Source organism: Anaerotruncus sp. G3(2012), assembly GCF_000403395.2.
In the GTDB taxonomy this organism is placed as follows: domain Bacteria; phylum Bacillota; class Clostridia; order Oscillospirales; family Ruminococcaceae; genus Anaerotruncus.
Genome location: NZ_KE159668.1, coordinates 246,280 through 270,778, shown reverse-complemented (window position 1 = coordinate 270,778; position 24,499 = coordinate 246,280). Strand labels below are relative to the sequence as shown.

Here is a 24,499-nt window from a genome sequence, read left to right as displayed (position 1 = left end):
ATGTGCACCGGCGGCCATCTGTTTACTTTACGGTAGTCCCAGGGTAATAGTGAGTCAGGATGTCAACGTAATCCCAGCCTTTTGCAGCGTAAAGATTCGCGCCGGTCTGGCTCATTCCAACCCCATGTCCATAGCCATAGGTGGTAAACTGGAAGGAATCGCCGTCGCAGACCACTTCGAACGCTGCCGAACGCAGGCCAAACACATTCTCGCGCATGTACCGGCCGCTGACCTCGTCTTTGCCGATCCGCACCTTGCGGACATACTTGCCGCCCTTGCTGTAGCTCAAAATCTCGATCCAGTCTTCGGGGTCGTCGCTGTAATCGTAGATGTCCTCTTTCAATATCTTTTTGATCCGCTCGGCAACCTTGCTGGTACTCATAGTCACTGTCCGTTCGTAGCCGCCGGCCTGCTCGTCAACACTGCTGTCCACCGAGACCAGATATGGATAGGAGCCGCCCCAGGTGTCCTCCGAAGAGACGGTGATACCAGCACTGGTGGCATAGAACGGGGTAAATGCAAGGCTGCCGTTGTAATAGACCGCCTCGCCAATCACCGAATCCACCAGTTTTTTCATCCGGTCGTTTGGGGTCTTGACCCCCAACGCAGGGATCGTCCCGCCCCGGTTCTGGTGGAGGATATAGCTGTATGCGGCGACCGCCTGCGCCTTGATCGCTTCGTCGTTGAACGAGCTGCCCATTTCCGCCATCACCACCTGCTGGACGATCTCGGAGGCGGAGCCGGTGGTCTTTTTCCCGCTGATCGAGATGGTCAGTTCCCCGGCACTGTTCGGGCGGCCGTCCTCATCGTCCTCATCGTCCTCATCGTCCTCGTCCCCTTTCGAAGAACTGCCGGAAGAAGAACCGCTGGAAGAGGAGGACGCGGAACTGGATGGCTCATTTTCCAGCTTGTACGCCTTGTTATCCGCGTCGACCCAAAGTTCCTCGACCTCGGATTCGTACTCCTCCAAAACCTCCAGGATATCCGCCGCATCCTGAACAGCCTCCCGGGTCTGCTGGAGGTTGGTCCGCTGATAAAGGGTTTTCAATCCGTCTGAGGTGTCCTCCACCTCCCCGCAGAGGGAGCGGATCTCTTCGAGTGCATCCTCGATCCGGTCGGCAGCGGTACGCACCGCTTTGGCGGTCTTGGCGTCATAGGCTTCGTCCGAGGCATCCCGCGCGATCTCCCGCACCTCCCGCGCGTCCGAAACCACATCGTCGAGGGTCTGCTGATATTCCTCGGTCTTTTCCAGCGCCTCCTTGTTGCGGGCAGCGACATCCTCCCGGCTCGAGCTGCTGACCACCGGTTTTACGGGGACAGAGCTGGATGGTACCGGCCTGGAGCTGCTCGGTGCAGGCGTAGAACTGGATGGTGCCGGTGCGGAGCTGCTCGGCGCGGGCGCGGAACTGGATGGTGCCGGTGCGGAGCTGCTCGGCGCTGGCGCGGAACTGGACGATACCGGTACAGAGCTGCTCGGCGCAGGCGCGGAACTGGATGGTGCCGGTACAGAGCTGCCCGGCGCTGGCGCAGAACTGGACAGGGCCGGTGCGGAACTGCTCGGCGCAGGCGTGGAACTCGGTGCCGGTGCAGAACTGCCCGCTGATGGCGCGGAACTGGCCACCTCCATCGAGGCGACCGGTGCGCCACCGCCGGTCTGCCCGGCCTGTGCCGCGCTCTGGCTGCTGGCGTCGCGGTATGCCTCCGCCTGCACAAGTGCGGCCTGCGCACGCTCGCAGATACTTTCGATGTATTCGGTCGAACGCTCCTCCCGAAGGTCGTTGAGCACCCCGACATGGTCCGCGATCCGCCAATAGGCGTCCTCGGCCTTTTTCATCTCCAGTGCCGCCTTTTCGGCTTCACTCTGTGCGGAAGCTTCATCCGCTGCGGACGCGGCCTTCTGTGCGGCCTGCCGGGTAGCTTTCGCAGCCTGCTCCGCATCAACCAGCGCCTGCTTGATCGACTCGTAAGCCGCATAGGCGCTGTATTCGTGGTCGTCGAGCGAATCGGGGTCCACGACCGGCGCAAGTGCGTCGATCACATCCGCCGCATTGCCGGAAGAAGGGATGCTGTCCGCATCCTGCGGGGCCGACTGCCCGCCCTGATGGTCGGTGAAGCCGGAGGGCATCCGCGGGGAGGGATTCAGCGCATAGGAGGCGGACGGGGATTCCCCATCCCGCAAGCGGCGGGCAACAACAACTGTCCTCACATCCGCATCCCGGGATTTTGGCCCGTACTCATAGGAGCAGGTTGAAAGAGTGAGGAACCGGTCGCCCGGCTGGATTGCAATGTCCGAAGTGTAGAACGACCGGGCGGTGACCTCTTCGGTAAATTCGATAAACCGGGCAGGGTCGCTCAGGTCCTGATAGTCGTTGTAGTAGAACACGTCGCCATATTTGTCGGTCACATTGGTGATAAACACCGACACAATCTCATATTCGTTGTCCTCATAAACATCCGCAAACGAGATGGTCGGGTTAGCATTCAGGAAGTCCAGCCCGCCTTCCGCAGGTTTATAACGGGTCAATCCGGCGAACATCTGCCCGTCGGACATGTTGTGCCCATAGATCAGGTAGTTGTCCGATTCGGACGCGAGGCTGTTGCCCGCATCCAGCATCGGAGTCCCGTACCGGCTGGACTTGTTTTGGAAATTTGTATTGAGATAGCGTTCGTTGTCGTCCGCCTGCACCACCGGATAGCTGAACAGGTTTTTCCCCACCGAAAGCCACCCCACCAGGTCCTCGTTGGTTTGGTAAAGGTTCAGGAATTTGCTCTGGTACCCTGCCGGGAACTTCCCGCGGGCGACCGCCTCTTCCGCCTGCTGATCGTCCGCCCCGGTGAGATAGACCTGTCTCAGCTCGTCATAGAGGGCGGCGTTGGACCTGCCGGACAGGTAGTAGTGGATCAGGAACGCGGCCGATCCGAGAAAGACCACCAGTGCGGCCAGAAGAAGCAGCTTGCGGAACACCGCGCCGGGAGTATCCCCTTTCACCGGGAAGACTGCCGCATACCATGCGCGGTTTTGGGATGGAAGCACTGGTGCGGGTTTGCTGCCGCTCTCCCATTTCCGGGCGGAGACAAATGCATTTTCCTGTTTCGGCAGGGCAAATTTGGGATCAAGCGCTTCATCAACCGGGATGCCGCCCGGACAGCCGGACGTCCCCGCACAGAGCCGCAGCAGGTTGAGGGTATGCATCGCGGCCATGTGACGCACGTAATCCCCCGAACTATCCTGCGGCAGGAGGACCCGCCGCACCCAGACCTGTTTGCCGTCGCAGACCGCCGCATAAAGCAGGCCGTTCTTTTTGGGGTCCTCGCCGCGCAGGGCGGTATTGCAGGTGACCGCCACCCCAAACGCGGCGTTCTCCTGCTGCAATGCCCCATGCGCCATATGTACCGCGATCTGCTCGCTGACCGGGCTGTATCTTTTCAGCACCTTGTCCGGGATGCCGAGGGCGTCTTTTTTGACATGGCTCGCATAGGCCGACACGCTGTAGGCGACCACCCGACCGTCCGACTGCCCGGTGAGCAGGTCAGCGAGCAGGCCATTGGTGCCCGATTCCCCCACATTCACCTGTATCCCGCGTTCCTGCAGCAGCGCAGCGGTGGCTGCGGGCAGCCCGCCCTGCACATCCACCCCGTAGACACTGCCTCCGAGAACTGCCCGGATTTCAAACAGCACCGGGTTCAGCAGTTCGGCAGCCTCCTCCTTGTTTTCGGCGTTCGCGGTGATCCGCACCAGAAATTCGCCATTGGACGGGAACAGCTCGACCTTTGGATTTTCGGAATCCAAGTATCCCTCAAGCAGGGTGCGCAGCTCGGCTTCTTCGATCCCGAACAGGCTGAGGGTCCTGGTAAAAACCGCCGCCGGGGAAAATCTGGACAGATACGGCACAATGCTCTTGTGGAACATCGGCAGGAACTCGTCCGGGTTATCGGGGATCATCAGAAGGAACTGCCGCCCGGCCGAGATCGCGCATCCGGGGGTAACCCCCTTGACGCCCGGAAAGACGATCGACTGTTCGGGCATCATCGCCAGCTTGACCGCCTGCTGGGGCATCTGCCGCCCCGCGTGCAGGTAGGCTTCCCGGATTCTGCGCTGGCTCTCCTCATGCAGCACCAGACGCCGCCCAAGCCCTGCGCAGACCGTTTCTTTTGAGATGTCGGCAGGGGTCATCCCAAGCCCCCCAACCAATACCACGATGTCGCTGCGTCCGATCGCCCGACCGATCGCGCCGCGCAATCTGACCGGATCGCTGCCAGCCGCACAGACATCTTCGGTCTGTACGCCGCAGCCCTCCAGCTGCTCCGCAATCAGGTCTGCAACCGTATCCAGCGTCTGCCCGTCGAGCAGCGCCTGTCCTACACCGATGATTTCCGCTATCAAATCGTCAGCCTCCCTGTTTCGGCTCCCCATCTGTTCTGTCCTGCCGGGAGCTTCATCCAATGTTGCAATATTCGATCCCCGCGAACGCCTCTTCCAGAAGCTGTTCGTCCATCGCCTGCTCCGCTTTCAGCACCATCTCCAGGCGCGGCTTGGTTCTGGGATGCCGCGGGGTAAAAACGGTGCAGCAGTCCTCATACGGGAGGATCGAGGTTTCAAACGTATCGATCCGGTAGGCGATTTTGACGATCTCATCCTTGTCCATCCCGATCACCGGACGGAGCACCGGCATCTGGCAGGCCACGTCGGTGCAGGCGATCGCCTGAATCGTCTGGCTTGCGACCTGCGCCACGCTCTCGCCGGTAATCAGCGCACCGCATTCGTTCTCCTGCGCGACCCGCTCAGCCAGCTTCATCATATACCGGCGCATGATGACGGTAAACAGCTCTTCGGGGCAGTTATCCCGGATCGCCTCCTGCATCCTTGTGAACGGAACGACCGCCAGCCGGACCCGCCCACAGTAGGGGGTCAGCTTTTTGCAGAGGGTCTTGACCTTCTCGAGCGCGTGTTCGCTGGTATAGGGCGGGCTGACAAAATGCACCGCCATCACCTGCAGGCCGCGCTTGGCCATCATATACCCGGCGACCGGGCTGTCGATCCCGCCTGAGATCAGCAGGCAGGCCCTCCCCGAGGTGCCCACCGGCAGGCCGCCCGCACCGTGGAGCTGGTCTGCATGCAGGTAGGCGCCCGCCTCCCGGATTTCGACATAGACAGTCACATCCGGCTGGTGCACGTCCACCGCCAGATGCGGGAACGCCTCGAGCAGAACCCCGCCGAGTTCGTTGCAGAGTTCGGGGGATTTCATTGGGAACGATTTGTCCGACCGTTTGGCTTCGACTTTGAAGGTCCGGGCACGCCCGAGATCGTCCGCGAGGTAGGCGGGCGCAGACTGCCTGATCGCGTCAAACGACTTTTCGACCACCGCCGATCGGGTGAGCGCTGCCACACCGAACACCTTGAGCAGCCGGTCGACCGCCTCGTCCAGATCAACCCCCTCCTCCTGCGGCTCGACATAGATGGTCGACTGGGAGGAACGGATTTTAAATTTCCCGAGCGGCTCGAGCCGTCTGCGGCAGTTGCGCATCAGTGCATCCTCGAACATCCGGCGGTTCAGCCCTTTCAGGGCCAGCTCGCCGCATTTGAGCAGGATCAGTTCTTTCATCTTATGGTTTCCCTTTCTAAAAAGAGTTCCACGCTTTGCGAAGCGCGGCCAAAGGCCCTGCCTTTGGAATCCGCAGCCTTTGAAAAGGCTGGCGAAACTTTTGGTCCATTATAAAGCAAGGTATCAAACGAAAGTTTTACTCAATTTTTTGAAAAAAATCGCAGGGCCTCCGCCGCGCGCACGCGGAGGAACACCTGACTGGACGCCGGGTGCCCGCCTGAGAAGCGCATTTTGGGGGTGAATTGGCTCCGACTTTTAGTCAGAGCCAAGAGGGGGCTTTTTGCAAGTGAAAAAGCCCCCCTCCGAAAAAGGCCCGCGTACCTTCTAATGCGCCACCGAAGCGATCCCCTCTTCGAGTGCATCGGCAAAACGGTCGATCTGACCGGGGGTGGTGTCGTAGATCAGGCTGACCCGCAGGGCGCTGTCGATCACTGCGGGGGGCAGCCCCATTGCGGCCAGCACCGGGCTGGACGCCCCTTTTGAGCAGGCAGAACCGCTCGAAACATAGACACCCCGGCTTTCGAGAAAATGGAGCATGGTTTCCGAGCGGTAGCCGGGGACCGAAAGGTTGATGATATAGGGGGAACCATCGTCCGGCGAGTTGACCTGTACCCCGGGAATCTGTTCCACCCGCTTGAGCAGATGGGCTTTCAGCTCCTGCGCATGTGCGAGATTTTTCTGCACCTGCCCGGCGAGCTGACCGCATGCTGCGCCGAATGCGGCGATCATGGGCAGGCTTTCGGTGCCGGAACGCAGGCCGCGTTCCTGTCCGCCGCCATAGATCAGCGGCAGAATCCGCACCCCCCGCCGGATGTAGAGCGCGCCACTGCCCTTCGGCGCACAGATTTTGTGCCCGCTGACGCTCATCAGGTCAATTTCGGTCCGGGCAACCTTGAGCGGCAATTTTCCGAACGCCTGTACCCCATCGCAGTGGATCAGCGTCTGGGGGTTTTTCGCGTGGATGAGCTGCGCGGCCCGCTCGACCGGGAATCGCGCGCCGGTCTCGTTATTGACCATCATCATGCTGACCAGGGTGGTTTCCCCATCAACCGCATCAGCGACCGCCTGAGGGTCAATCCCACCCGATGGGCCGGGCCTCACCCAGGCCACCGTCCAGCCGGTCTCCTCCAGACGCTTCATCGCTGCGGAGACCGAAGAATGCTCCGCGGCCGTGGTGACCAGCTTTCTGCCGCGGCGGATTTTGGCGTTTGCCGCGCCGAAAACCGCCAGATTGTTGGCTTCACTGCCGCCCGAGGTGAAACAGATACATTCGCCCTGACACCCCAGCAGCCCGGCGGCAGCTTCCCGCGCCTGCGCCAGCTCCCGCGCGGAACTGGCACCCATCCGATGCAGGGAGGACGGGTTCCCATAGCACTCCCGCATCATCCGGAGGGCAGCGTCTGCCGCCGCATCACAGACCCGGGTAGTCGCGGCGTTGTCAAGATAGGCTTCCATTGGTTGATCGTTCCTTTAACCGCTTTCAGGCGGTTTTTATTTTCAAACAGCCTCCAAAGGGCAAGGGCGCCTTCCGGAGTGTATCGCACCTATTATACAACAAAATTCGCGGTCTTTCAACTTGGAGCCGGCATAAATATTTCCCGCTCCGGATGGAAAACTAGATAAAAAACAGGGAAAAGAGGGCGTGATCTTTTATGCAGATTTCTATTTCCAGGAGGGCTTTTGTGCGGGCGGTCAGCTATACCGCTGCGCTGGTCCTCGTGCTCGGCGGGCTGTCAGCCCAGCATTTTACAGAGGCGGCCGACTACCGGCGCCAGCTTGAGAACAGCTACGCGCGCTCACTGGGGGAGCTTTCGAGCTATCTGGCCAACCTCTCGACCGATCTGGACAAGGGGCAGTATATCGGCACAGGGGTGCAGCTCTCCCAGCTTTCCGCTCGGATCTGGAAGGAGAGCGGCGGGGCGAAATCCGCACTTTCTGCCCTGCCGGTCAGCGAGCTGCATATGGACGGCACTTATAAATTTCTCTCGCAGGTGGGGGATTATGCGATGGCGCTTTCCAAAAAAGTGGCGGCAGGCGGCGTGCTGACCCAGGATGAGAAGAAAAACGCCCAGGCGCTGCAAAAATATGCGGCTGGGCTGCGGGATTATGTTGATGAGATGCAGCAGAAAATCCGAGACGGGCAGATCGACGTTGCCGCACTGCGCACCGCCCATCCTTCCGGCGAGGAGGCCGAAGGCACCCGGGCACAGGGAGTGGCGGCGGGGTTTGAGGAGATCGAACAGACGATGACCGGATACCCCACCCTGATCTATGACGGACCGTTCTCCGACCATCTTCTGACCCGCCGCCCCCGTATGACCCAGGGGCTGGCACTCGTGACACCCGAGCAGGCGTTACAGCGGGCGGCATCGGCGGCGCGGCTCAGGCCATCCGATCTCACGCCTGCGGGTGAGGAAAATTCCAATATGCCGTCCTACCTGTTCACCGGGGAGGGGATTTCGGTCGGCGTGACCAAGGCGGGCGGCCTTGTGACCTACCTGATAAACGACCGGGAGGCCGGGGAGCAGCGGCTGAGCAAAGACACCGTGTTTGAACACGCGGACCGCTATCTGAACCTGCTCGGGCTGGACGGGATGCGGGCGACCTACTACGAGACAAACGATGGGATCTGCACCGTCAATTATGCGGCGACAAACGGGGAAGTGACCCTCTACACCGATCTGGTGAAGGTGGGCGTTGCGCTGGACGACGGTGGGATCGTCTTTTATGATGCGCGCGGCTATATCAACAACCACCGGGAGCGCGCACTTGAACCACCCGCAATCACTGAAGAAGAGGCGCTCGCATCGGTGAACCCCTCGTTGACCATCCTGTCCAGCCGGGTGGCGCTGATCCCAACCAGTGGACAGAACGAGGTGCTCACCTATGAATTTCTGGCGCAGTCGGAGGGCGGGCAGAAGCTGCTGACCTATATCAACGCCGCAACCGGTGCAGAAGAACAGATTCTTCTGCTGATCGAAACTCCCGGCGGTACGCTGACCAAATAAACAGGGCCCGTCTTTCCTTTTTTCACCTTCTATGGTATCCTTGAAGCAGGGGAACTTCTGATTTTTATGGCGGTGATCGTATGGCAAAAACTGGGCGGATTCAATATTTACACGACGAAACGACCCATGCGGAGCTGATCCTGTGTGAACATTCCAGCATCTCCTACCCCACGCACAGCCATGTCTCGGTCCTGACGGCCGGCATGGTGCTGGAAGGCGGGATCATCCTGACAGACGGGGATGGCCCTCGGCTCTGCCAGGAAGGGGCGGTCTTTGGAATCCTGCCGTACACGCCCCACAGCATCCGGGCAGATGGGCCGTATACCCTCCTGAGCCTGTGCATCCAAAGCCAGGGATTGCCGCCATCCGGAACCGGCCTTGCGCCGCCGCTCCCTGACATGCTGGAGGCCCGGATGGGAACAGCCCTGCCTGCGCCGCTGCTGGAATGCCTGGAAGGCCTGTGCGCGGTCCCACAGCCCGAAATTGACGATCCCTCGATCGAGCGGCTGAAAAGGCAGCTGGAACAGCACCCGGAATCCCGGGTCAGCATCGACGAGATGGCCCAAGCCGCTTTTGTAAGCAAGTACCATCTGATCCGGCGCTTCAAGCAGGCGGTCGGCCTGACGCCCCACCAGTTCCAGATGCAGAACCGCGTCCGGAAGGCGCAGCGGCTTCTGGGCCGGTCCGGCACCATGACAGAAGCGGCCCTGACCGCTGGTTTTTGCGATCAAAGCCACTTCATCAGGCTGTTTGAGCGGTATGTGGGATTGACCCCTTCAGCCTACCTAACCTCCTGTGCATCGCTCCGGAAGCTCACTCCAAAGCAGGAATAAACTTGGCAAACAGGCACAGCCCGTCCGGACCTGCGGTTACCCGGTGCGGCTGGTTGACCGGGAGGATCGAGATGACGCCCGGTGCATACCGCAGCTCGGTCCCGTTGTTGATACAGATGCCGCTGCCGGAGACCACCTCATGGGTTTCCACCTGTCCTGCGTGGACATGGAGTCCGATCTCCCGGTTCGGGGCAACCCGAACCAGATGAAAACTGAACTGACCGCCGGTCTGCTCCGAACAGACGAGCGGCTTGAGTGATACCCCTTCAAACGCAGGGTGTGCTGTCCATGGGATCTCCCCGAATGGGACCTCCGCATCCGGCAAAAGCAGCCTGCCGCTATGGTCGAACTTTTCAAACAGATTTTGAGATGCCATCCTGAACACGTCCTTTCTGTATGTTGGCGCAGTTGTCCTGCTCCACGAACAGTATACGCGATTCCGCAGGCCGCTGGATTGCAAAAAATTGCGGTTTGAAATGCGGCAGGACATCAAACGGGTTCTGCTGTGCAGAGATAACAGACAAAACCAAAAGGAGTGGTGCCCTTTCAGAACACCACCCCTGACCCGGTCGATTCTTATGCAGCCATCCGGCGCACCCTGTGTGCCGGATGGCTTTGTTTTCAGGAATCGGCGGACGCGGCAGACTGCTTATGCAGGATCACCAGCGCAACCATCAGCACAACCACCGAAGCAACCAGCGTCAACAGGACATTCGCATTGGTGAATCCCGCTACCAGATAGCCGACCACACAGCAGCAGGCCACCAGAATCGAATACATCATCTGGGTAGAGACGTGCTCAATGTGGTTGCAGCCCGCGCCGGTCGAAGAAAGGATGGTGGTATCCGAAATCGGAGAGCAGTGGTCCCCGAACACACTTCCCGCAAGGGTTGCCGAAAGCGAAACGACCAGAAGCTGGGGCGCAATTGCCGCACAGGCGGGGACCACAATCGGGATCAGGATGCCGAAGGTTCCCCATGCGGTACCCATCGCGAACGAGAGGAACGCCGCAATCATAAAGATGATCGCCGGGAGCAGCGCACCCGGGATGCTGCTTTTCTCAACCGAATCCCGGACGAACTCGCCAGTCATGAGCAGGTCGCGGCAGACGCCCGAGATGGTCCATGCGAGGATCAGGATGATATCCGCAGGAACCATGGATTTGACCCCTTCCCCGATGCCGCCCATGAAGTCGCGGAATCGGACAACCCCCCGCGGCACAAAGAGCAGGAACGCAACGACCAGTGCCCCGAACCCGCCGAGCACCAGCGCTTCGGCCGCCACACAGTTTCCGAATGCCGCGCCGATCGAATGGTAGGCGGGGTCTTCACCCCAATAGCCGCCGTTATAGAGCATCCCAAGCACCGAAAAGATAATCAGCGCGATCACCGGGATCAGCATGTCGTATACCTGTCCCTTTTCAGAAATCTTCATGCTACTTGAGCTGCTGGTGTCGATTGCACCGAGGTCCCCTCTCCTGGCACGCTGCTCGGCTTTCGCCATCGGGCCAAAATCGAGGTTGGTGCAGCTCAGAACCACCACCAGAAAAATAGAGAGCAGCGCATAAAGGTTATAAGGAATGGTGGAAACAAACGCGGCGAGGTCGCTCTCAAACGCGCCTGTGATCTGTAGGTTGGAGCCGACCGCTGCCGCCCAGCTTGAAACCGGCGCGATGATGCAGACCGGTGCGGCTGTTGCGTCGATGATGTAGGCGAGCTTGGCGCGCGAAACGCCATATTTGTCGGTGACCGGCTTCATCACGGTGCCGACGGTCAGGCAGTTGAAATAATCGTCGATGAAGATGAGCGCCCCCAGCGCGCTGGTGGCAAGCTGTGCACTGCGTTTGCTCCGGAGCTTCTCGGATGCCCAGCGTCCATATGCGCGGGAACCGCCCGCCATCGAAACCACCACGACCAGCGCGCCCAGCAGCGCCAGAAAGAGCAGGATGCTGACATCCATCCTCTGTGTCATCAGCTTAAATGTGATGTCCACCGTTCCAACAATCGGGTTCAGGCCTGTGTTCAGCGAATAGATCAGTGTTCCGGTGAGGATACCGACCAGCAGCGAGGAAATCACCTCTTTGGTAATCAGCGCCAGCGTGATCGCGATCACCGGAGGCAAAAGAGAAAGAATGCCAGCATAATAAGGTTCCATGATTTTAACCCCTCCATCTCAAGCTACTTGCCGCCAAAGCGCCGTTTCGCACAACCTCTGGCTTTGACGTCACAGGGAAACTACCTCTTGGTATAGAATCGCATAGAGCGTCTGAAAAGTCAACAGATTTTCGGTATTTTCTCCAGCTTATGCATAATTATTCATAAAATCCTCTGAAATCCGCACAGAATCCCCCTCTGTTTTGGACGTTTTTCCGGAAAAACGAGCTGTAAAAACCGTATCGGTGTTTACAAAATGCGCGAAAAACGCTATAATCGAACTACTGACAGTTCAGCCATGGAAAGGGAATGGCGAACCGTCCTGAACGCCTCGGAAAGGACTGGGACAGAGATGGAACAGCTGATCGTCCTCGGCACCGGAAACGCCATGTGCACCAAATGTTACAATACCTGTTTCGCGATTGACACCGGAGAAGGGGTTCTCCTGACCGACGCCGGAGGCGGAAACGGTATCCTTGCGCGCCTGGAAGCGGCCGGGATCGCCTACAGCCGGCTGCATCACATGATTGTCACCCATGAGCACTGTGACCATCTGCTGGGGGTGGTCTGGGTGGTGCGCAGGATTGCGACGCTGATGCGCAGCGGGGCCTATGACGGGGATTTCCGGATCTATTGCCACGCCGGGCTGGTCGAGCCGATCCGGGCGATCTGCGGCTTTACCCTGCAAAAAAAATTCACCAGCCTGTTCGACCAGCGGATCTGGCTCGTCCCGGTTGCGGATGGCGATCTTCTCAACCTCCTTGGCTGCGAAACTGTCTTTTTTGACATCCACTCGACCAAGGCCCCGCAGTTCGGGTTTACCTTCCGACTGCCCGGCGCAGGGCGGCTCACCTGCCTGGGAGATGAGCCGTACAACCCGCTCTGCGAGCCGTATGTCGCGGGGTGTGACTGGCTTTTAAGCGAGGCGTTCTGCCTGTACGGGGAACGGGAACGGTTCAAACCCTACGAGAAGCACCACAGCACAGTCAAGGACGCGTGCCAGCTTGCGGAGCGGCTCGGCGTCCCCAATCTCGTGCTCTGGCACACCGAGGACAAAAACTATGAACAACGGCAGGCGCTTTACACCGCCGAGGGCAGGGTGTATTATCACGGACAGCTGTTCGTCCCCTACGACCTCGACGTAATCCGCCTGTCCGAGTGACCGGGAGGACCTATGCCTGCTGCAAAACAAACCATCCTGCGGCTGCTCGAACAGAGCCGCGGCGTGTCCCTTTCGGGGGAGCAGATCGCCCAGGAGCTGAACATATCGCGGGCTGCGGTCTGGAAGGCGGTCAACCAGCTCAAAAAAGAGGGATACCGGATTGAGGCTGTCCAGAACAGGGGCTATCGTCTCGACCCGGACTCCGACCTGCTCTCCGCCGAGGGGATCCGCTCCCGCCTCCCGTTCAACCTCCCGCTCTTTCTGGAACAGAGCCTCCCCTCGACCAATCAGGCCGCCAAAAAACTGGCCATCGAGGGCGCTGCCCATGGCACCACCGTCCTTGCCAGCGGGCAGACCGAGGGCCGCGGGCGGCTGGGGCGTACGTTTTTCTCTCCCGTCGGCGCCGGGCTTTATATGAGCGTCCTGCTCCGCCCTGAAATCGGCTCGGCGGATGCGGTGCTGGTCACCATCGCGGCAGCGGTCGCGGTCTGTCTGGCGGTCGAGGAAACCACGGGCATCCAGCTTGGGATCAAGTGGGTCAACGACCTGCTGCTCGGCAAAAAAAAGGCCGGCGGCATCCTCACCGAGGGGATCACCGCGTTTGAGAGCGGCGCAGTCGAAGCAGTGGTCGTCGGGGTGGGGCTTAACCTCACCGATGCCCCCTTCCCCTCCGAGCTGGACGGGATTGCCTGTTCCCTCTTCGGAAGCGGGCGCCCATGTGTCACCCGCAACGAGCTTGCTGCCGCCATCCTGCGCCATCTGTTTTTCTTTGCGGAGGATTTCCCCGCCCGTTTGTACCTGGATGAATACCGGAGGCGGTCGACCGCGCTCGGCAGGCAGATCGAGATCTGTGGGCAGGGGGTCCCGCCCCGTACCGCGCGTGCCGTTTCGGTCGCGGATGACGGGGGGCTGACCGTCCGCTATCCGGACGGGCGGGAGGAGACGCTCCGGTGGGGGGAAATCAGCATCCGCCCGCTTGCATGAATTTCCGGGGAAACTTCTGAAAAGGCCCGGTATTTCTTGACAAAACCGTCGATTTGTACTACTCTTCACTTTGGAGTGTTTCGCCATGTTCTACAACCGGTACAAGCCGTTGGCCGCACACCAAAAAAACTGTCTGGAAATGAGGTAGACTGTATGAGAGGTATCTATTCTTCTGTCACCGATATACGGCGCAAGGTCTTTACCGAGGTTGCGCGCCTCGCCTACGAGGGCGGGGACTATTCCCGCATTGATGAGCTGCCCTATAAAATCCTGCCCGGGGAGGTCGCCAGCTATCGGGATTCGATCTTTCTGGAGCGGGCGATCATCGGCGAGCGCCTGCGTCTTGCAATCGGCCTGCCGCTGCGCCCGGTAGATGAACACGCACCGCTTTCGCAGGGAATCGATGAAAGCGCAATCGCGGAAAAATATTACGATCCGCCGCTGATTAATATTATCAAATTCGCCTGCAACGCCTGCCCGGATAAAAAATTCCATGTGACCGATGCCTGCCAGGGCTGTCTGGAAAATCCCTGCAAGGAGGTCTGCCCCAAAGGTGCGATCTCGATTCAACACGGCAAATCGGTAATCGACCAGTCCAAATGCGTCAAATGCGGCCGCTGCAAGGATGTCTGCCCGTATGGGGCGATCCTCAAGCTCGAGCGCCCCTGCGCCAAAGCCTGCGGCATGGATGCGATCGGTTCGGACGAACATGGACGCGCCACCATCAACTATGACAAATGCGTCTCCTGCGGGATGTGCCTGGTCAACTGCCCGTTCGGTGCCATCGCGGACAAGGGGCAGATTTTCCAGCTGATCCAGTCGATCAAGAAGGGGGACCGGGTGATTGCGATCGTCGCGCCCGCCTTCCTCGGGCAGCTCGGGCCCGACCTCACCCCGGAAAAATTCAACAGCGCGATGAAGCAGCTCGGGTTCGACAGCGTGGTTGAGGTTGCGATTGGCGCAGACCTCTGCACGATCGAGGAAGCGAAGGACTTCATGCGCTCTGTACCAAGCGAACAGCCGTTTATGGCAACCTCCTGCTGCCCGTCCTGGTCGGTCATGGCAAAGAAGCTGTTCCCCGACCTCGCGCCCTACATCTCCATGGCGCTGACCCCGATGGTCCTGACCGCCCGCCTGCAAAAGAAGGAGCACAAAAACTGCAAGGTTGCGTTCATCGGCCCCTGCTCCGCCAAAAAACTGGAGGCGAGCCGCCGCACCATCCGCAGCGACGTCGATTTTGTGCTGACCTTCGAGGAACTGATGGGGATGGTGGTCGCGAAAGGGGTGGACTTCAAATCCTGCGAGGCGAACAAGCCGCTGCTTGAGGCGACCGGCGCCGGACGCGGATTCGCGGTGAGCGGCGGGGTCGCGCAGGCGGTTGCCGACGCGGTCAAGCGGCTTGACCCCAGCCGGGAAGTCAAGATCGCTTCCGCACAGGGCTTACAGGAGTGCAAAAAGATGCTTATGCTCGCCAAAGCCGGCAAATATAATGGTTACCTGCTGGAAGGGATGGGTTGCCCGGGCGGATGCGTCGCCGGTGCGGGCACCCTCCAGCCGACCGCAAAATCTTCTGCGGCAATCGCAAAATATAAAAAGGACGCTGAGCTTCAGAATGCGCTCGACTCCAAATACGAAATCACCCTTACCCTTCTGGACTGACCGGAAAAAGACCTCCCTGGGCCGTTTGAAGGGCGGGAACCTGGTGGGTTTCCCGCGGGCAGAGGGTGGGCGCAGAAAAACCGCCCGGGATACATCAAGTATCCCGGGCAGTTTTAACATAGGCAGATGAGCGGCAGAAACTGCGGCTTCGCGGGATCAAATCCCATGTTCAAACGCAGTCCACGGATTGATAAACACGTTGTTTACCAGGAGGCTGTAATGGAGATGCGGCCCGGTCGAATAGCCGGTGGAGCCAACCGTACCGACAATATCCCCTGTTTGAACCATATCCCCTTCCTTCACATTCAGGGAATCCATATGATAATAGAAACTCTTGAGGCCAAACCCATGGTCGATCACGACCGTATTCCCGGTGAGCTGTAGGAAATCCGCAAAAAGGATTTTCCCGTTATTGGCGGCTGCAATTGATGTGCCCTGGGCGGCTGCGATGTCGATGCCGCTGTGCCGGGTCGAGGAGGCCGAACCGTTGGTATAGCGGATGCTGCCAAACTCAGTGGTGATCTCCCCCTGAACCGGCTGCATGAACGGTCCTTCCCAGTATTTATCAGGGCTTGCGAGCATCTTAAGCGGCTCGATCTTCTGTTCCCACTCCTGGTTTGCCTCGGCGGTATCGGTCGCACCGACGGTGTCCTCAGAAATCGTGAGGTTTTGAACCTCAAACTCCCGGTCAACAACCATAATGGTATAGTCGAAGGTCTTATCCCGCGCCTGAATCGAAAGGGTATAGTTGCCGGGCGCTTCATTATAGGAGATCGGGAGCAGGACGGTCAACCCGTCACCATCCGGATAGAACAGGGAGTTGTGCGGCAGGTCGGTGTCCGCAACGACCTCTGAGCTTTCCACATTGGAGATATGCAAAACCAGGACCTCACCCAGCTCAATGATGCGGTTGGAGAGCGAGACGCGCGGCGGGGACTTGGGCTGCTCCGGAACCGGGGTACTTTCCTCCCCGCTGGAAGCACCATCTCCGCTGCTTTCTCCCCCTGCACTGGAAGTGTCGCCGGATATCTCGGGCTCTTCTTTGGAGCTTTCATCCGACGACTCCTGTTCCGATTCTTCCGGGACCGATTCTTCTGACTCCGAAACAGAAGAGGCATCCTCCGGATTTTCCGGGGCGGAGTCGTCCTTTCCGCATCCGCCAAGCAGAACCGCAAATGCACAGAATATCGCCAAAAACCGTTTTAATATCATAATGCTCCTCCCATAAATATCATACTCTCACACAGGCTTCCCTGTTGGCAGCCGGCGCCCCATCCGCTTACACACTAAGAACCGGCGCGAAAACCAGTCCCGCCGGTTTTCGCCCTGACACAATATGCACAGACGTATGTTGTGCATATTATAACATCACTTTTTGAACAGAGTGTGAAATATGGGAATAAATCTTTCCCCGCGCCTCTCTGTGAACCCTTCTAAAAGCCCGAAAAAAGCTGTAAAATGGTCGAACCAGAACGTTCTTTGCGGGAAGTATTACAAACCGGTAACAAAAAAATTGCAAAAGTTACAAAACGGTTACAAAATAGATTGACTTTCTACCAGATTCGCGGTATAATAGGTTCAGCAATCAATGGAACGGAGGGTTCCAGTCGTTGACAGAACCGATTGCTTCCGGGCGGGCAGCTGTAAACGACAGGCTTTCTCTTTTGGGAGGCTCTGTCCGACAGCTTGGCCATCCGGGTTACAGCATCGCCTCCTGTGGACCGAGCCGGGACGGGTTCGGGCAGCGTTCGCGCTGAACAGTCTCGGAACGGCTGGAAAGTGGGAAGCGGCGCTCTGCATCCGCCCGCGTACCCAGCGCAAGCAAAGGCACGCGGACAAGTTCTCGCGAGCCTGACCCTGAGTTGGATTCGCGTGCGACAAATTGAACAGCCGGGTTCTGTGCAACGGGATCCGGCGGGAAGCATGTTTCACTGTATAGACCTTTGTGCGTTTCGGATACAGTGGTCAACAAAAGGCTGCTGTCTGGCCCGGAGGGGACAGAGGCTGGAGGCACAGTGTGATATGCAAGCCCACCCCGAGGCGGAAAACAGGCTGCAAGGCCGGTTGTAAGCTGCGGGTATGCGGATGTTCCCTCCGGACAGCCGCACACAACCCCCAAAACGGGACGGGTCTCTCCAACCGCCCTGTGCGTGGGTATATGGAAATGTAGGCCCCGCTGTGGTAACACAGCGGGGTTTTGTGCGTTTCCAAAAATACTGGCAGCAAAGGAAAATAATACTTAAAGTATATCATGTATCAGGAAATAGAGGAACCTTTTTCATGAAAGGCCCTAAAATTGGAATAATTCAGCAATATTGACGGGTTATATTGGATTTTCAGAGGTATTTATAGTGCAATATGAATAATTTGGAAAGCACGATACCTTGACATTGAATATACAAATAGTTATACTTGGAAACGTAACAGAGAGGGATTGGAGGACCCTGTTGGTTACGATTTCAAAGCTGGATTTTTCAAAGGAGGCAAATTACGAATGAAGAGAATCCTTTCCTGCGTGATGGCCGTTGCGCTGGTCGCCGGCATGGGGGTATCCGCCCTTGCCGCCGATGCGTATAACAGCCATGGTGACCTGACACTCTCTGGAAATGGGCTGGTATTTGACGAAGTCCGCCCGGACAGCACCTATTATATCCCGGTTGAAGACCTGGATTCCAGCATCACCTTTACCAAACGGGATGGCACCACCTATCAGGTAAAGGACAGCGGCGAAAATGCCAATGCAATCAACAAGCTGGGGGATGGAAGCCTGTTCAGCTTCAAGGCATCCAAAAAAGGAGAAGGCCGCTCGCTGATCAAATCGGTCGAGCTGGTCAACGGAAAGAATCTTGGCGGCAGCACGCCTGACAAGCGCACCGCTTATCTGAAGGTCATCACCGGCTCCACCCATGAGGCCGGAGAAAAAAAGGCGACCGTTGAAGTGACCTTCAAGCCCCGCAAATATGTCAATGCAGGCGACCTTGCAACCAGCGTTTACAAGGATATCCTGGTGGACAACGGCGTTTCGGTGGATACATACGACACCGCGGAATATGAGCTGACCTTCTGGATCAGCAATGACGAGATGTCGGGTTCCTCCGCCGATGCGGAAGCGGGCGACGGGTTTATCTTCAAACCCGAATCCAACGACGAAAACTATATCTCGTGGGGCGAGATGGCGACCCTCCGGTTTGATGCGAGCAGCGAAGCTTCCAAATTTTATGCCAAGCTCTCCACCAAGGCGGACAGCGAGATCTATCGCAAATATGCGGACCCGGTAGGCGCAGAGCTCTGGTTCTATACCTTTGTCGGCGCACCGACCGTCCCCTCCACTTCCCGCGCAACTCTGACACTGGGCGTGCCGTGGAATACCGATTCCGACAATGCCCTGAACCCGAAACACGTCTATATCTACACCCGCAATCCGGACGGGACCCTCTCGGATATCACCAGCGAATTTACTTACTATGAGAACTGGGATGATATTGAGGGTTGGAGCATTAAGACCCGCAAACTCACCAACTATATCGTTTCGGACACCGAGCTGGACCTCGATGCGGTGCAGGATGAGGTCATTGAGAAGGTCAGCCTGAAAAAACCGGTTCCTTCGACCGGTGGTTCCGACATGGTCACAGCCGCGATCCTCGGTGGGATCGGTACTCTGGCCGCTGCCGGTGCGGTTGCTTTCAAAAAAGTCTCCAGATAACTTCCTACTTTCAGTTGCGTAAATACCCGCGCCTGCCTCCACAGGCGCGGGCCTTTTTATGTTTTCCCCCTCTTTTCGAAAATTACGAGGAAGAGGGCCGTGGATGCGCGGGCTGCAAGCGTGGAGTTGCAGCATCGGTTATCGCCCAGGCTGGGCGCAGCGTACAGGCTGCGAACCACGGCGAGCGCTCCAGGCGGCCATTCCGGCGTACCTTGTAGCTCCCCCCCTTTTTTGTGGAAATGCACTTCCATGAAAATACGGCTTTCTGGGCCTGGGCGGGACAGATCCGGTTATAGGCCAGTTAAAGAGGAAGAATGGTTGTCTTTTTCAACAGTAAGCGGTAAGCCTTGCGGAAAACGCTGCCCGGTTCGCAGCCAGGCCAGTGAGAGGCTTTCGCAGCTCCTCCTGCCAGAATGCAAACAAGGACTCTGAAAAAAGAAAGCCCCCCCGGTGTAACCGAGAAGGGGAACAGACAACAACAAAGGCGCCTGCCTGAACCGGCAGACGCCCTCTGAAAGGATATGGGAAATCAGAATTCAGCCCGATGGCCAGCCGAAACAACAGCTGTCTTGATCTTGAACTGCCCAACCAGATTTTTCACGATCTGTGCCTGACCGAACAACTCCTCGCTTGCAGCAGCGCTCTCCTCGGAGGTAGCGGAGTTGGTCTGGACAACCTGTGAGATCTGCGCGAGGCCGACCGAGATATCCGAAACCGACATCTCCTGCGCGGCGGATGCATCGGAAATTTCACGGACCCTGTCGGTCACGATGCGTGCATCGTTAATCACCGCGTCGAGGGAATCCTGTGTGGAACCGGTCAGATCAACCCCGCGGGAAACCGCCTTCAGGGACTTCTCGATCAGGGCGGTCGTGCTCTGCGCTGCTTCCGCGCTCTTGGCAGCGAGGTTGCGCACCTCATCCGCCACGACTGCAAATCCCTTGCCTGCGGTGCCTGCCCTTGCAGCCTCCACCGCAGCGTTCAGTGCGAGGATGTTGGTCTGGAAGGCGATGTCCTCAATCGCCTTGATGATGTTGCCGATCTCCTTGGAATTTGAGCTGATCTCCTGCATGGCGCCGGACATATCCTTCATTGTCTGGCTGCAAACATCAATCTGTCCTCCCATCGCCGCAACCGCACTGTTGGTATCGCGTGCACTCTGAACGCTCTCCCCGATCTGCCCAGAGACGAGATGAACCCGCTCGAGCAGTTTTTCGATCTCGGTGGTCTGTTCGGTCGACCCCTGTGCGAGGGACTGTGCACCGCTTGCGACCTGCTCCGCGCCACGGGAAACCTCTTCCGAGGTAGCTGCAAGCCGGCTTACCATATCATTCAGCTGGTCAAGGATAATCTTGATCGACTGTTCAATCCGCACAAAATCGCCAATATAGTGCAGGTTGTTTTCCCGGGTCAGGTCACCTTCCGAAATCTCTGTGAGGGTGTCAGAAATATCTTCTACATAGGTACTCAAAGTCTTTACCGAGGAGTTGAGACTGTCGGCAAGTACGCCAATCTCATTCTCGCTGTGGATGTCTATCTGGAAATTTAGTTCTCCCTTCGCGAGCTTCTGGCTCGATTCGGTGATGATGGTGATTGGAGAAACAACGCTATGCATGATGTAGCGGATCAGGAGGATACAGACAATAAAGATCATCAGCATCGAGATAACAAACACAGTGATCGTTTGCAGCTCTGCATTCTGGAGCAGACGGGCATCATCGACAACCACTTCATTGATGATCGCAATCACCTCTTCCAGCTTGCCGAGCAGAGTGTTTACGTCCGCCTTAGTCTGGTTCAGGTAGATATCCTGTGCCCTGGCATGGTCGGTATCCTTACAGCCGAGGATTTCAGATGCGGAGGAGTGGATACGCTGGTGGATCGGCTCGATCTCATTCATGATCGCATCAATCCTGGGATCAGGGAGGGCTGTGCGGTCGGTATGATAAAGCCAGTTACCAAGCGAACAGCTGGTATAGTCGGTACTTCCGGTGAATTCGGTTCCAAAGCTGATCGAAGAGCTGAGGTTTTCGATCCAGTTCAGATGTGCTTTTTCCGCCGACAGAGCAATCACGTGGATTTCATTCGCCGTTTTGGAGGAAAGGGAGGAACTTCGAATATTGAGCAGTCCGGTAATGGTGAACACCGCGCTCAATACCAATGCCACAAAAATCACGATCACTCGCAGCCATACGGCCGTTTTTATCGATTTTTTCATAGAAAAACCCTCTCTTTATTATTTTATTTTGTTATGCCTTTCGCCTGCAACAGCAAAGACGTAAAATGGGGCAGTCCTGCCGAAGCCTCAATATCCGGCACCTACCATTTTACTATTATATATTAGGATTTTGGTTTGTGCAATCCTTAATTTTCTGAATCCCTGCTGTTTTTATATGTACCATTCTTCCGTTCCTCTATTTTCGGCAGAAGCTTCCCAAACAAAACCCCGGAACAGGCCCATTTTTAAAAAATTATGCAGGAAGATTTTTTACTTTTTCTCTTGTATTTCAAGCTATTTTTATTTATACTGAAAAGTAGATAATTGTTTACATAAAACAACCTTAAAATCTGGAATCTGGGAGGGAGTTTATCATGACTGGCGGCATTCTTCAGTCAGCAGCAGGATTCCCCCTGTATCAGCGAAATTCGATTCCGCGCAGAACAGGGGCTTCCACACCGTCTATGCGGCAGGGGTTCTCGCAGGCGCGGAGTCCCGTTCAGGTGAAGGCCTCCGCACCGAATCCGTCCTCCAACCGGGCGCCGGGCATTTCCGCAGGGGGGGACACCGGAGACTGGCGCACCAGTATGCCCGGTATGCCCGCGCTGTCCGGCGGAGAAATCGGCACCGGCAGTATGAGCGGACGCGCAAACCCGCTCGCATGGCAGCAGTCCGGCGCGGAGGAAGTTCAGCAGGAGGAATCGGCTGGTCCGCTTCTCCCCGGGCAGGAGGATGAGGAGGAGCCGGAAAACCTGATGGATCCGGAAAAATGTGAAACCTGCGAAAACCGGAAATACCAGGACGGTTCTACCGACCCGGGAGTTTCGTTCAAGACGCCTGGTAAGATCAACCCGGATGCGGCTGCAAGCGTTGTGCGCAGCCACGAGATGGAGCATGTGTTCCATGAGCAGGCGCAGGCCCGGCAAGATGGGCGGGAGGTTGTCTCCCAGAGTGTGGTTCTGCATACCGGTATCTGTCCGGAATGCGGCAGAGTATATGTCTCAGGCGGAACCACGCGCACGGTTACCCGTTCTGATGCGGAAGACCTGTTCCGGGTGGGGACGCCCGGCGCCCGCAAAGACGGACGCAGCCTTTTCGCTGCTGCTTAGAAGATCAATTTTAAAAGGGGAGCTTGTCTATGTCTAAAAAGGATTGGAGAATTGATTTTTCGCGCACCATTCAGGACCTTGCGCTGCTGTATACCCAAAATCACCTGCACGCTAAGGCGGAGAATGACGATCAGGTCAACCCATACTATGACCCGCAGGGAGCGATGGACTATATGCTGGAGACTTACTTCGAGGCAGTGGGCTATATCACCGGAAAAACCCAAGAATACGCACACATGTTTGAAGAACAGATGGAAGCCGAGATGGGCGAGGAATGATGTGCATGTCAGGCTTTTGCCCGCAATCCAAAAATAAGCGCTGTGTTTTTGGGTGCTGACGATAAAACACCGCCCCGGCTGTTGCAGATGCAGTCGGGGCGATTTTTTGTCCTGTTCATTTTTTGCCTTTCTCTTTGAGGTCCGAAAACCGTAGATAGCCGCTGCGGTACCGGCGTTCCAACGTCTGTTCATCCAGAAAAACCGCAATCTCCAGACGTCCGGTTCCAGTGTCAATCTGAACGCCCACATTGTCCGGCCCTTCATATCCACAGGAAAAAACAGGCGTTTTGATTTGGATAATAATTCCACGCCGATCCAGCTTAACCGCAGTGCTGCCGCAGGCGATATTGCTTAATTCGCAAAGGGCGGACTGCATCAGCTCATCCGGCTCCTCCAGATCAAACAGCATCATCCTCCGAATCAGGCTGAAGGACAGCTCTTTGGAAAACCCAAAGACCGCTTTCCCCCGCAGCTCTCCACACAGCTCGATTTCAACAAAGAAATCTCCCAGTTCGCCAAAATGGTTGGTCTCATGCAATGAGATCTGGCTGCGGGCAAAGCACGCCATCTTTTCGAGCACATCGGCCGTCCGTTCTGCAAACAGCCCGGTGCAGTGCTGGGACTGATGATGCATCGCCTTCTTGCGCGGACAGGCCACCAGCTTCTGGTCGCTGTCTGCCACATGATGGATCAGCCATGCAGTCAAGGTTCCGGCCAGATATTTGGTCATCCGCTGGTCATACCCGTTTTCGATCAGCTTTTCCTCGTATTCCTGTACCTTTCCGGCAAATTCGCGGTGCTGCTGGATATGCTCTTCCAGCCTGCTATAGCCGATTGCCCTCTGATAATCCTCTTCATCCTGAAAATGATATACCACATACTCTTTTAAAAAGTCAAGCGCTTTCTTGTAGGTTTCTTCTCCGGCACCGTCTCGCGCTGCCTGGACCAGAGCGCCAGTCATTTTAAAAAGCTTCTGATGCTGTTTATCAATCCGTTCAACACCTAGGCGGTAGCTTTCTTTCCACATTGCTCATTTTCCTTTACAGTCATTATTGTGTATATGGTTTTTTGATTCTGTCAAAAGCGTAGAGCGCTCTGACAGGCTGGACCATACCCCAGTATAATGGCGTGCCTGTAGTTATGATACCACAATCGCGAAGCGATGCGATATCATTGGCCATCGGGATGGGGGCAGGCTCTGCCTGCACATCGTCCTGGCCATAGCTCTAGTATAATAGCTGCTTTGCAGCTATTATATCATAATTCACCTAATGCGGCAAGCTACTTTTGTGGTGTTCTCATAAGGAATGGTAGGGAGCTGCCTCCTCGAGTTACATCCGATACCACCAACCAAAGCAATGTAAACGGATAAGAGCGGGCCGGTATAACCCATCCCGCCCCTTTAGTTTAGAACCCGTATTCACAACCATTCGACACCGTCTGAGCGAGTCTTTTGCCGGCCTGCCGCGTTGAAAAATCTTGCAATACACAAAGTATTGTCTGCGTTTTTTCGCCTTGCAGGGCAGCAAAATCCCTCGCCCATCCGGCATCCTCTGATTATGAATACAGGTTCTTAGGGTCTGTTCACACAAACAAAGATATGCTATAATAAAGGAATGGAACTGAAGAAAGAACAATACGAACAAATCGCAGAGTGCTTTCCGAAACAGCGGAAACCAGCAAAAATCAGCAATCTGGATGTATTGAATGCGGCGCTGTACGTAATGGAAAATGGGTGCAAATGGAGGAGCCTGCCCAAAGAATACGGAGATTGGCACGTGATCTATGT

General features: G+C 57.1%; 17 protein-coding genes. 9 read left to right on the top strand and 8 right to left on the bottom strand.

Features of this window, described 5'->3' with window-relative positions:
• Positions 1-22 precede the first annotated feature (22 nt).
• The 3 genes from C814_RS13070 to C814_RS13060 all read right to left on the bottom strand — a co-directional run bounded on the left by C814_RS13070 (position 23) and on the right by C814_RS13060 (position 7,058).
• Positions 23-4,384: a SpoIID/LytB domain-containing protein gene (locus C814_RS13070; protein WP_016315801.1), complete on the bottom strand. Its 4,362-nt coding sequence runs from the start codon at positions 4,382-4,384 to the stop codon at positions 23-25.
• A 52-nt stretch (positions 4,385-4,436) separates the two neighbouring features.
• Positions 4,437-5,603, bottom strand: coding sequence for a tRNA uracil 4-sulfurtransferase ThiI (gene thiI, locus C814_RS13065; protein WP_016315800.1), 1,167 nt, complete (start codon positions 5,601-5,603; stop codon positions 4,437-4,439).
• A gap of 324 nt (positions 5,604-5,927) precedes the next feature.
• A complete protein-coding gene (locus C814_RS13060; protein ID WP_016315799.1) occupies positions 5,928-7,058 on the bottom strand; it encodes a cysteine desulfurase family protein in 1,131 nt (376 codons plus the stop codon).
• Between the two features lie 197 nt (positions 7,059-7,255).
• Here C814_RS13060 and ypeB point away from each other — a divergent pair, with 197 nt between their 5' ends.
• Positions 7,256-8,611, top strand: a complete 1,356-nt coding sequence (ypeB, locus tag C814_RS13055; RefSeq protein ID WP_016315798.1) for a germination protein YpeB — start codon at positions 7,256-7,258, stop codon at positions 8,609-8,611.
• An 80-nt stretch (positions 8,612-8,691) separates the two neighbouring features.
• Positions 8,692-9,444 carry an AraC family transcriptional regulator gene (locus C814_RS13050; RefSeq protein ID WP_016315797.1) on the top strand — a complete coding sequence of 251 codons (753 nt, stop codon included), beginning with the start codon at positions 8,692-8,694 and terminating at the stop codon, positions 9,442-9,444.
• Here C814_RS13050 and C814_RS13045 read toward each other — a convergent pair.
• Entirely contained in the window at positions 9,425-9,820 is a 396-nt protein-coding gene (locus tag C814_RS13045; protein WP_016315796.1) for a cupin domain-containing protein, read from the bottom strand. The two genes, C814_RS13050 and C814_RS13045, sit on opposite strands and share 20 nt — an antisense overlap.
• Positions 9,821-10,065: 245 nt before the next feature.
• Positions 10,066-11,598 carry a Na+/H+ antiporter NhaC family protein gene (locus tag C814_RS13040; RefSeq protein WP_016315795.1) on the bottom strand — a complete coding sequence of 511 codons (1,533 nt, stop codon included), beginning with the start codon at positions 11,596-11,598 and terminating at the stop codon, positions 10,066-10,068.
• 351 nt (positions 11,599-11,949) lie between these two features.
• Between C814_RS13040 and C814_RS13035 the strand changes: the two genes are divergently transcribed.
• From C814_RS13035 to C814_RS13025, 3 genes are all read left to right on the top strand, one after another.
• Positions 11,950-12,759 (top strand): MBL fold metallo-hydrolase, encoded by an 810-nt coding sequence (locus C814_RS13035; protein ID WP_016315794.1) that lies wholly within the window; start codon positions 11,950-11,952, stop codon positions 12,757-12,759.
• Between the two features lie 12 nt (positions 12,760-12,771).
• On the top strand, positions 12,772-13,743 hold the full coding sequence (locus tag C814_RS13030; RefSeq protein WP_016315793.1) for a biotin--[acetyl-CoA-carboxylase] ligase: 972 nt from the start codon (positions 12,772-12,774) through the stop codon (positions 13,741-13,743).
• 153 nt (positions 13,744-13,896) lie between these two features.
• The gene (locus C814_RS13025; RefSeq protein ID WP_016315792.1) at positions 13,897-15,402 is read left to right on the top strand and encodes a 4Fe-4S dicluster domain-containing protein; all 1,506 of its coding nucleotides are present in this window, start codon (positions 13,897-13,899) and stop codon (positions 15,400-15,402) included.
• Positions 15,403-15,558: 156 nt separating this feature from the next.
• Here the strand turns inward: C814_RS13025 and C814_RS22290 are convergent, their stop codons facing one another.
• Entirely contained in the window at positions 15,559-16,614 is a 1,056-nt protein-coding gene (locus C814_RS22290) for a M23 family metallopeptidase (protein ID WP_016315791.1), read from the bottom strand.
• A gap of 1,282 nt (positions 16,615-17,896) precedes the next feature.
• On the opposite strand from C814_RS22290, the gene C814_RS13020 reads away from it, so the two are divergent.
• Positions 17,897-19,105, top strand: a complete 1,209-nt coding sequence (locus tag C814_RS13020) for a hypothetical protein (RefSeq protein ID WP_016315790.1) — start codon at positions 17,897-17,899, stop codon at positions 19,103-19,105.
• Positions 19,106-19,634: 529 nt separating this feature from the next.
• On the opposite strand, the gene C814_RS13015 is transcribed toward C814_RS13020, so the two are convergent.
• Positions 19,635-21,323: a methyl-accepting chemotaxis protein gene (locus C814_RS13015; protein WP_016315789.1), complete on the bottom strand. Its 1,689-nt coding sequence runs from the start codon at positions 21,321-21,323 to the stop codon at positions 19,635-19,637.
• 374 nt (positions 21,324-21,697) lie between these two features.
• Between C814_RS13015 and C814_RS22285 the strand changes: the two genes are divergently transcribed.
• Positions 21,698-22,432 (top strand): hypothetical protein, encoded by a 735-nt coding sequence (locus tag C814_RS22285; protein WP_016315788.1) that lies wholly within the window; start codon positions 21,698-21,700, stop codon positions 22,430-22,432.
• A gap of 29 nt (positions 22,433-22,461) precedes the next feature.
• Positions 22,462-22,710: a hypothetical protein gene (locus C814_RS13005; protein ID WP_016315787.1), complete on the top strand. Its 249-nt coding sequence runs from the start codon at positions 22,462-22,464 to the stop codon at positions 22,708-22,710.
• A 115-nt stretch (positions 22,711-22,825) separates the two neighbouring features.
• Here the strand turns inward: C814_RS13005 and C814_RS22280 are convergent, their stop codons facing one another.
• The gene (locus C814_RS22280) at positions 22,826-23,737 is read right to left on the bottom strand and encodes a bacteriohemerythrin (RefSeq protein WP_016315786.1); all 912 of its coding nucleotides are present in this window, start codon (positions 23,735-23,737) and stop codon (positions 22,826-22,828) included.
• 589 nt (positions 23,738-24,326) lie between these two features.
• Here C814_RS22280 and C814_RS24930 point away from each other — a divergent pair.
• The coding region (locus C814_RS24930) for an IS5 family transposase (RefSeq protein WP_016315785.1) at positions 24,327-24,499 on the top strand (173 nt) is incomplete at its 3' end.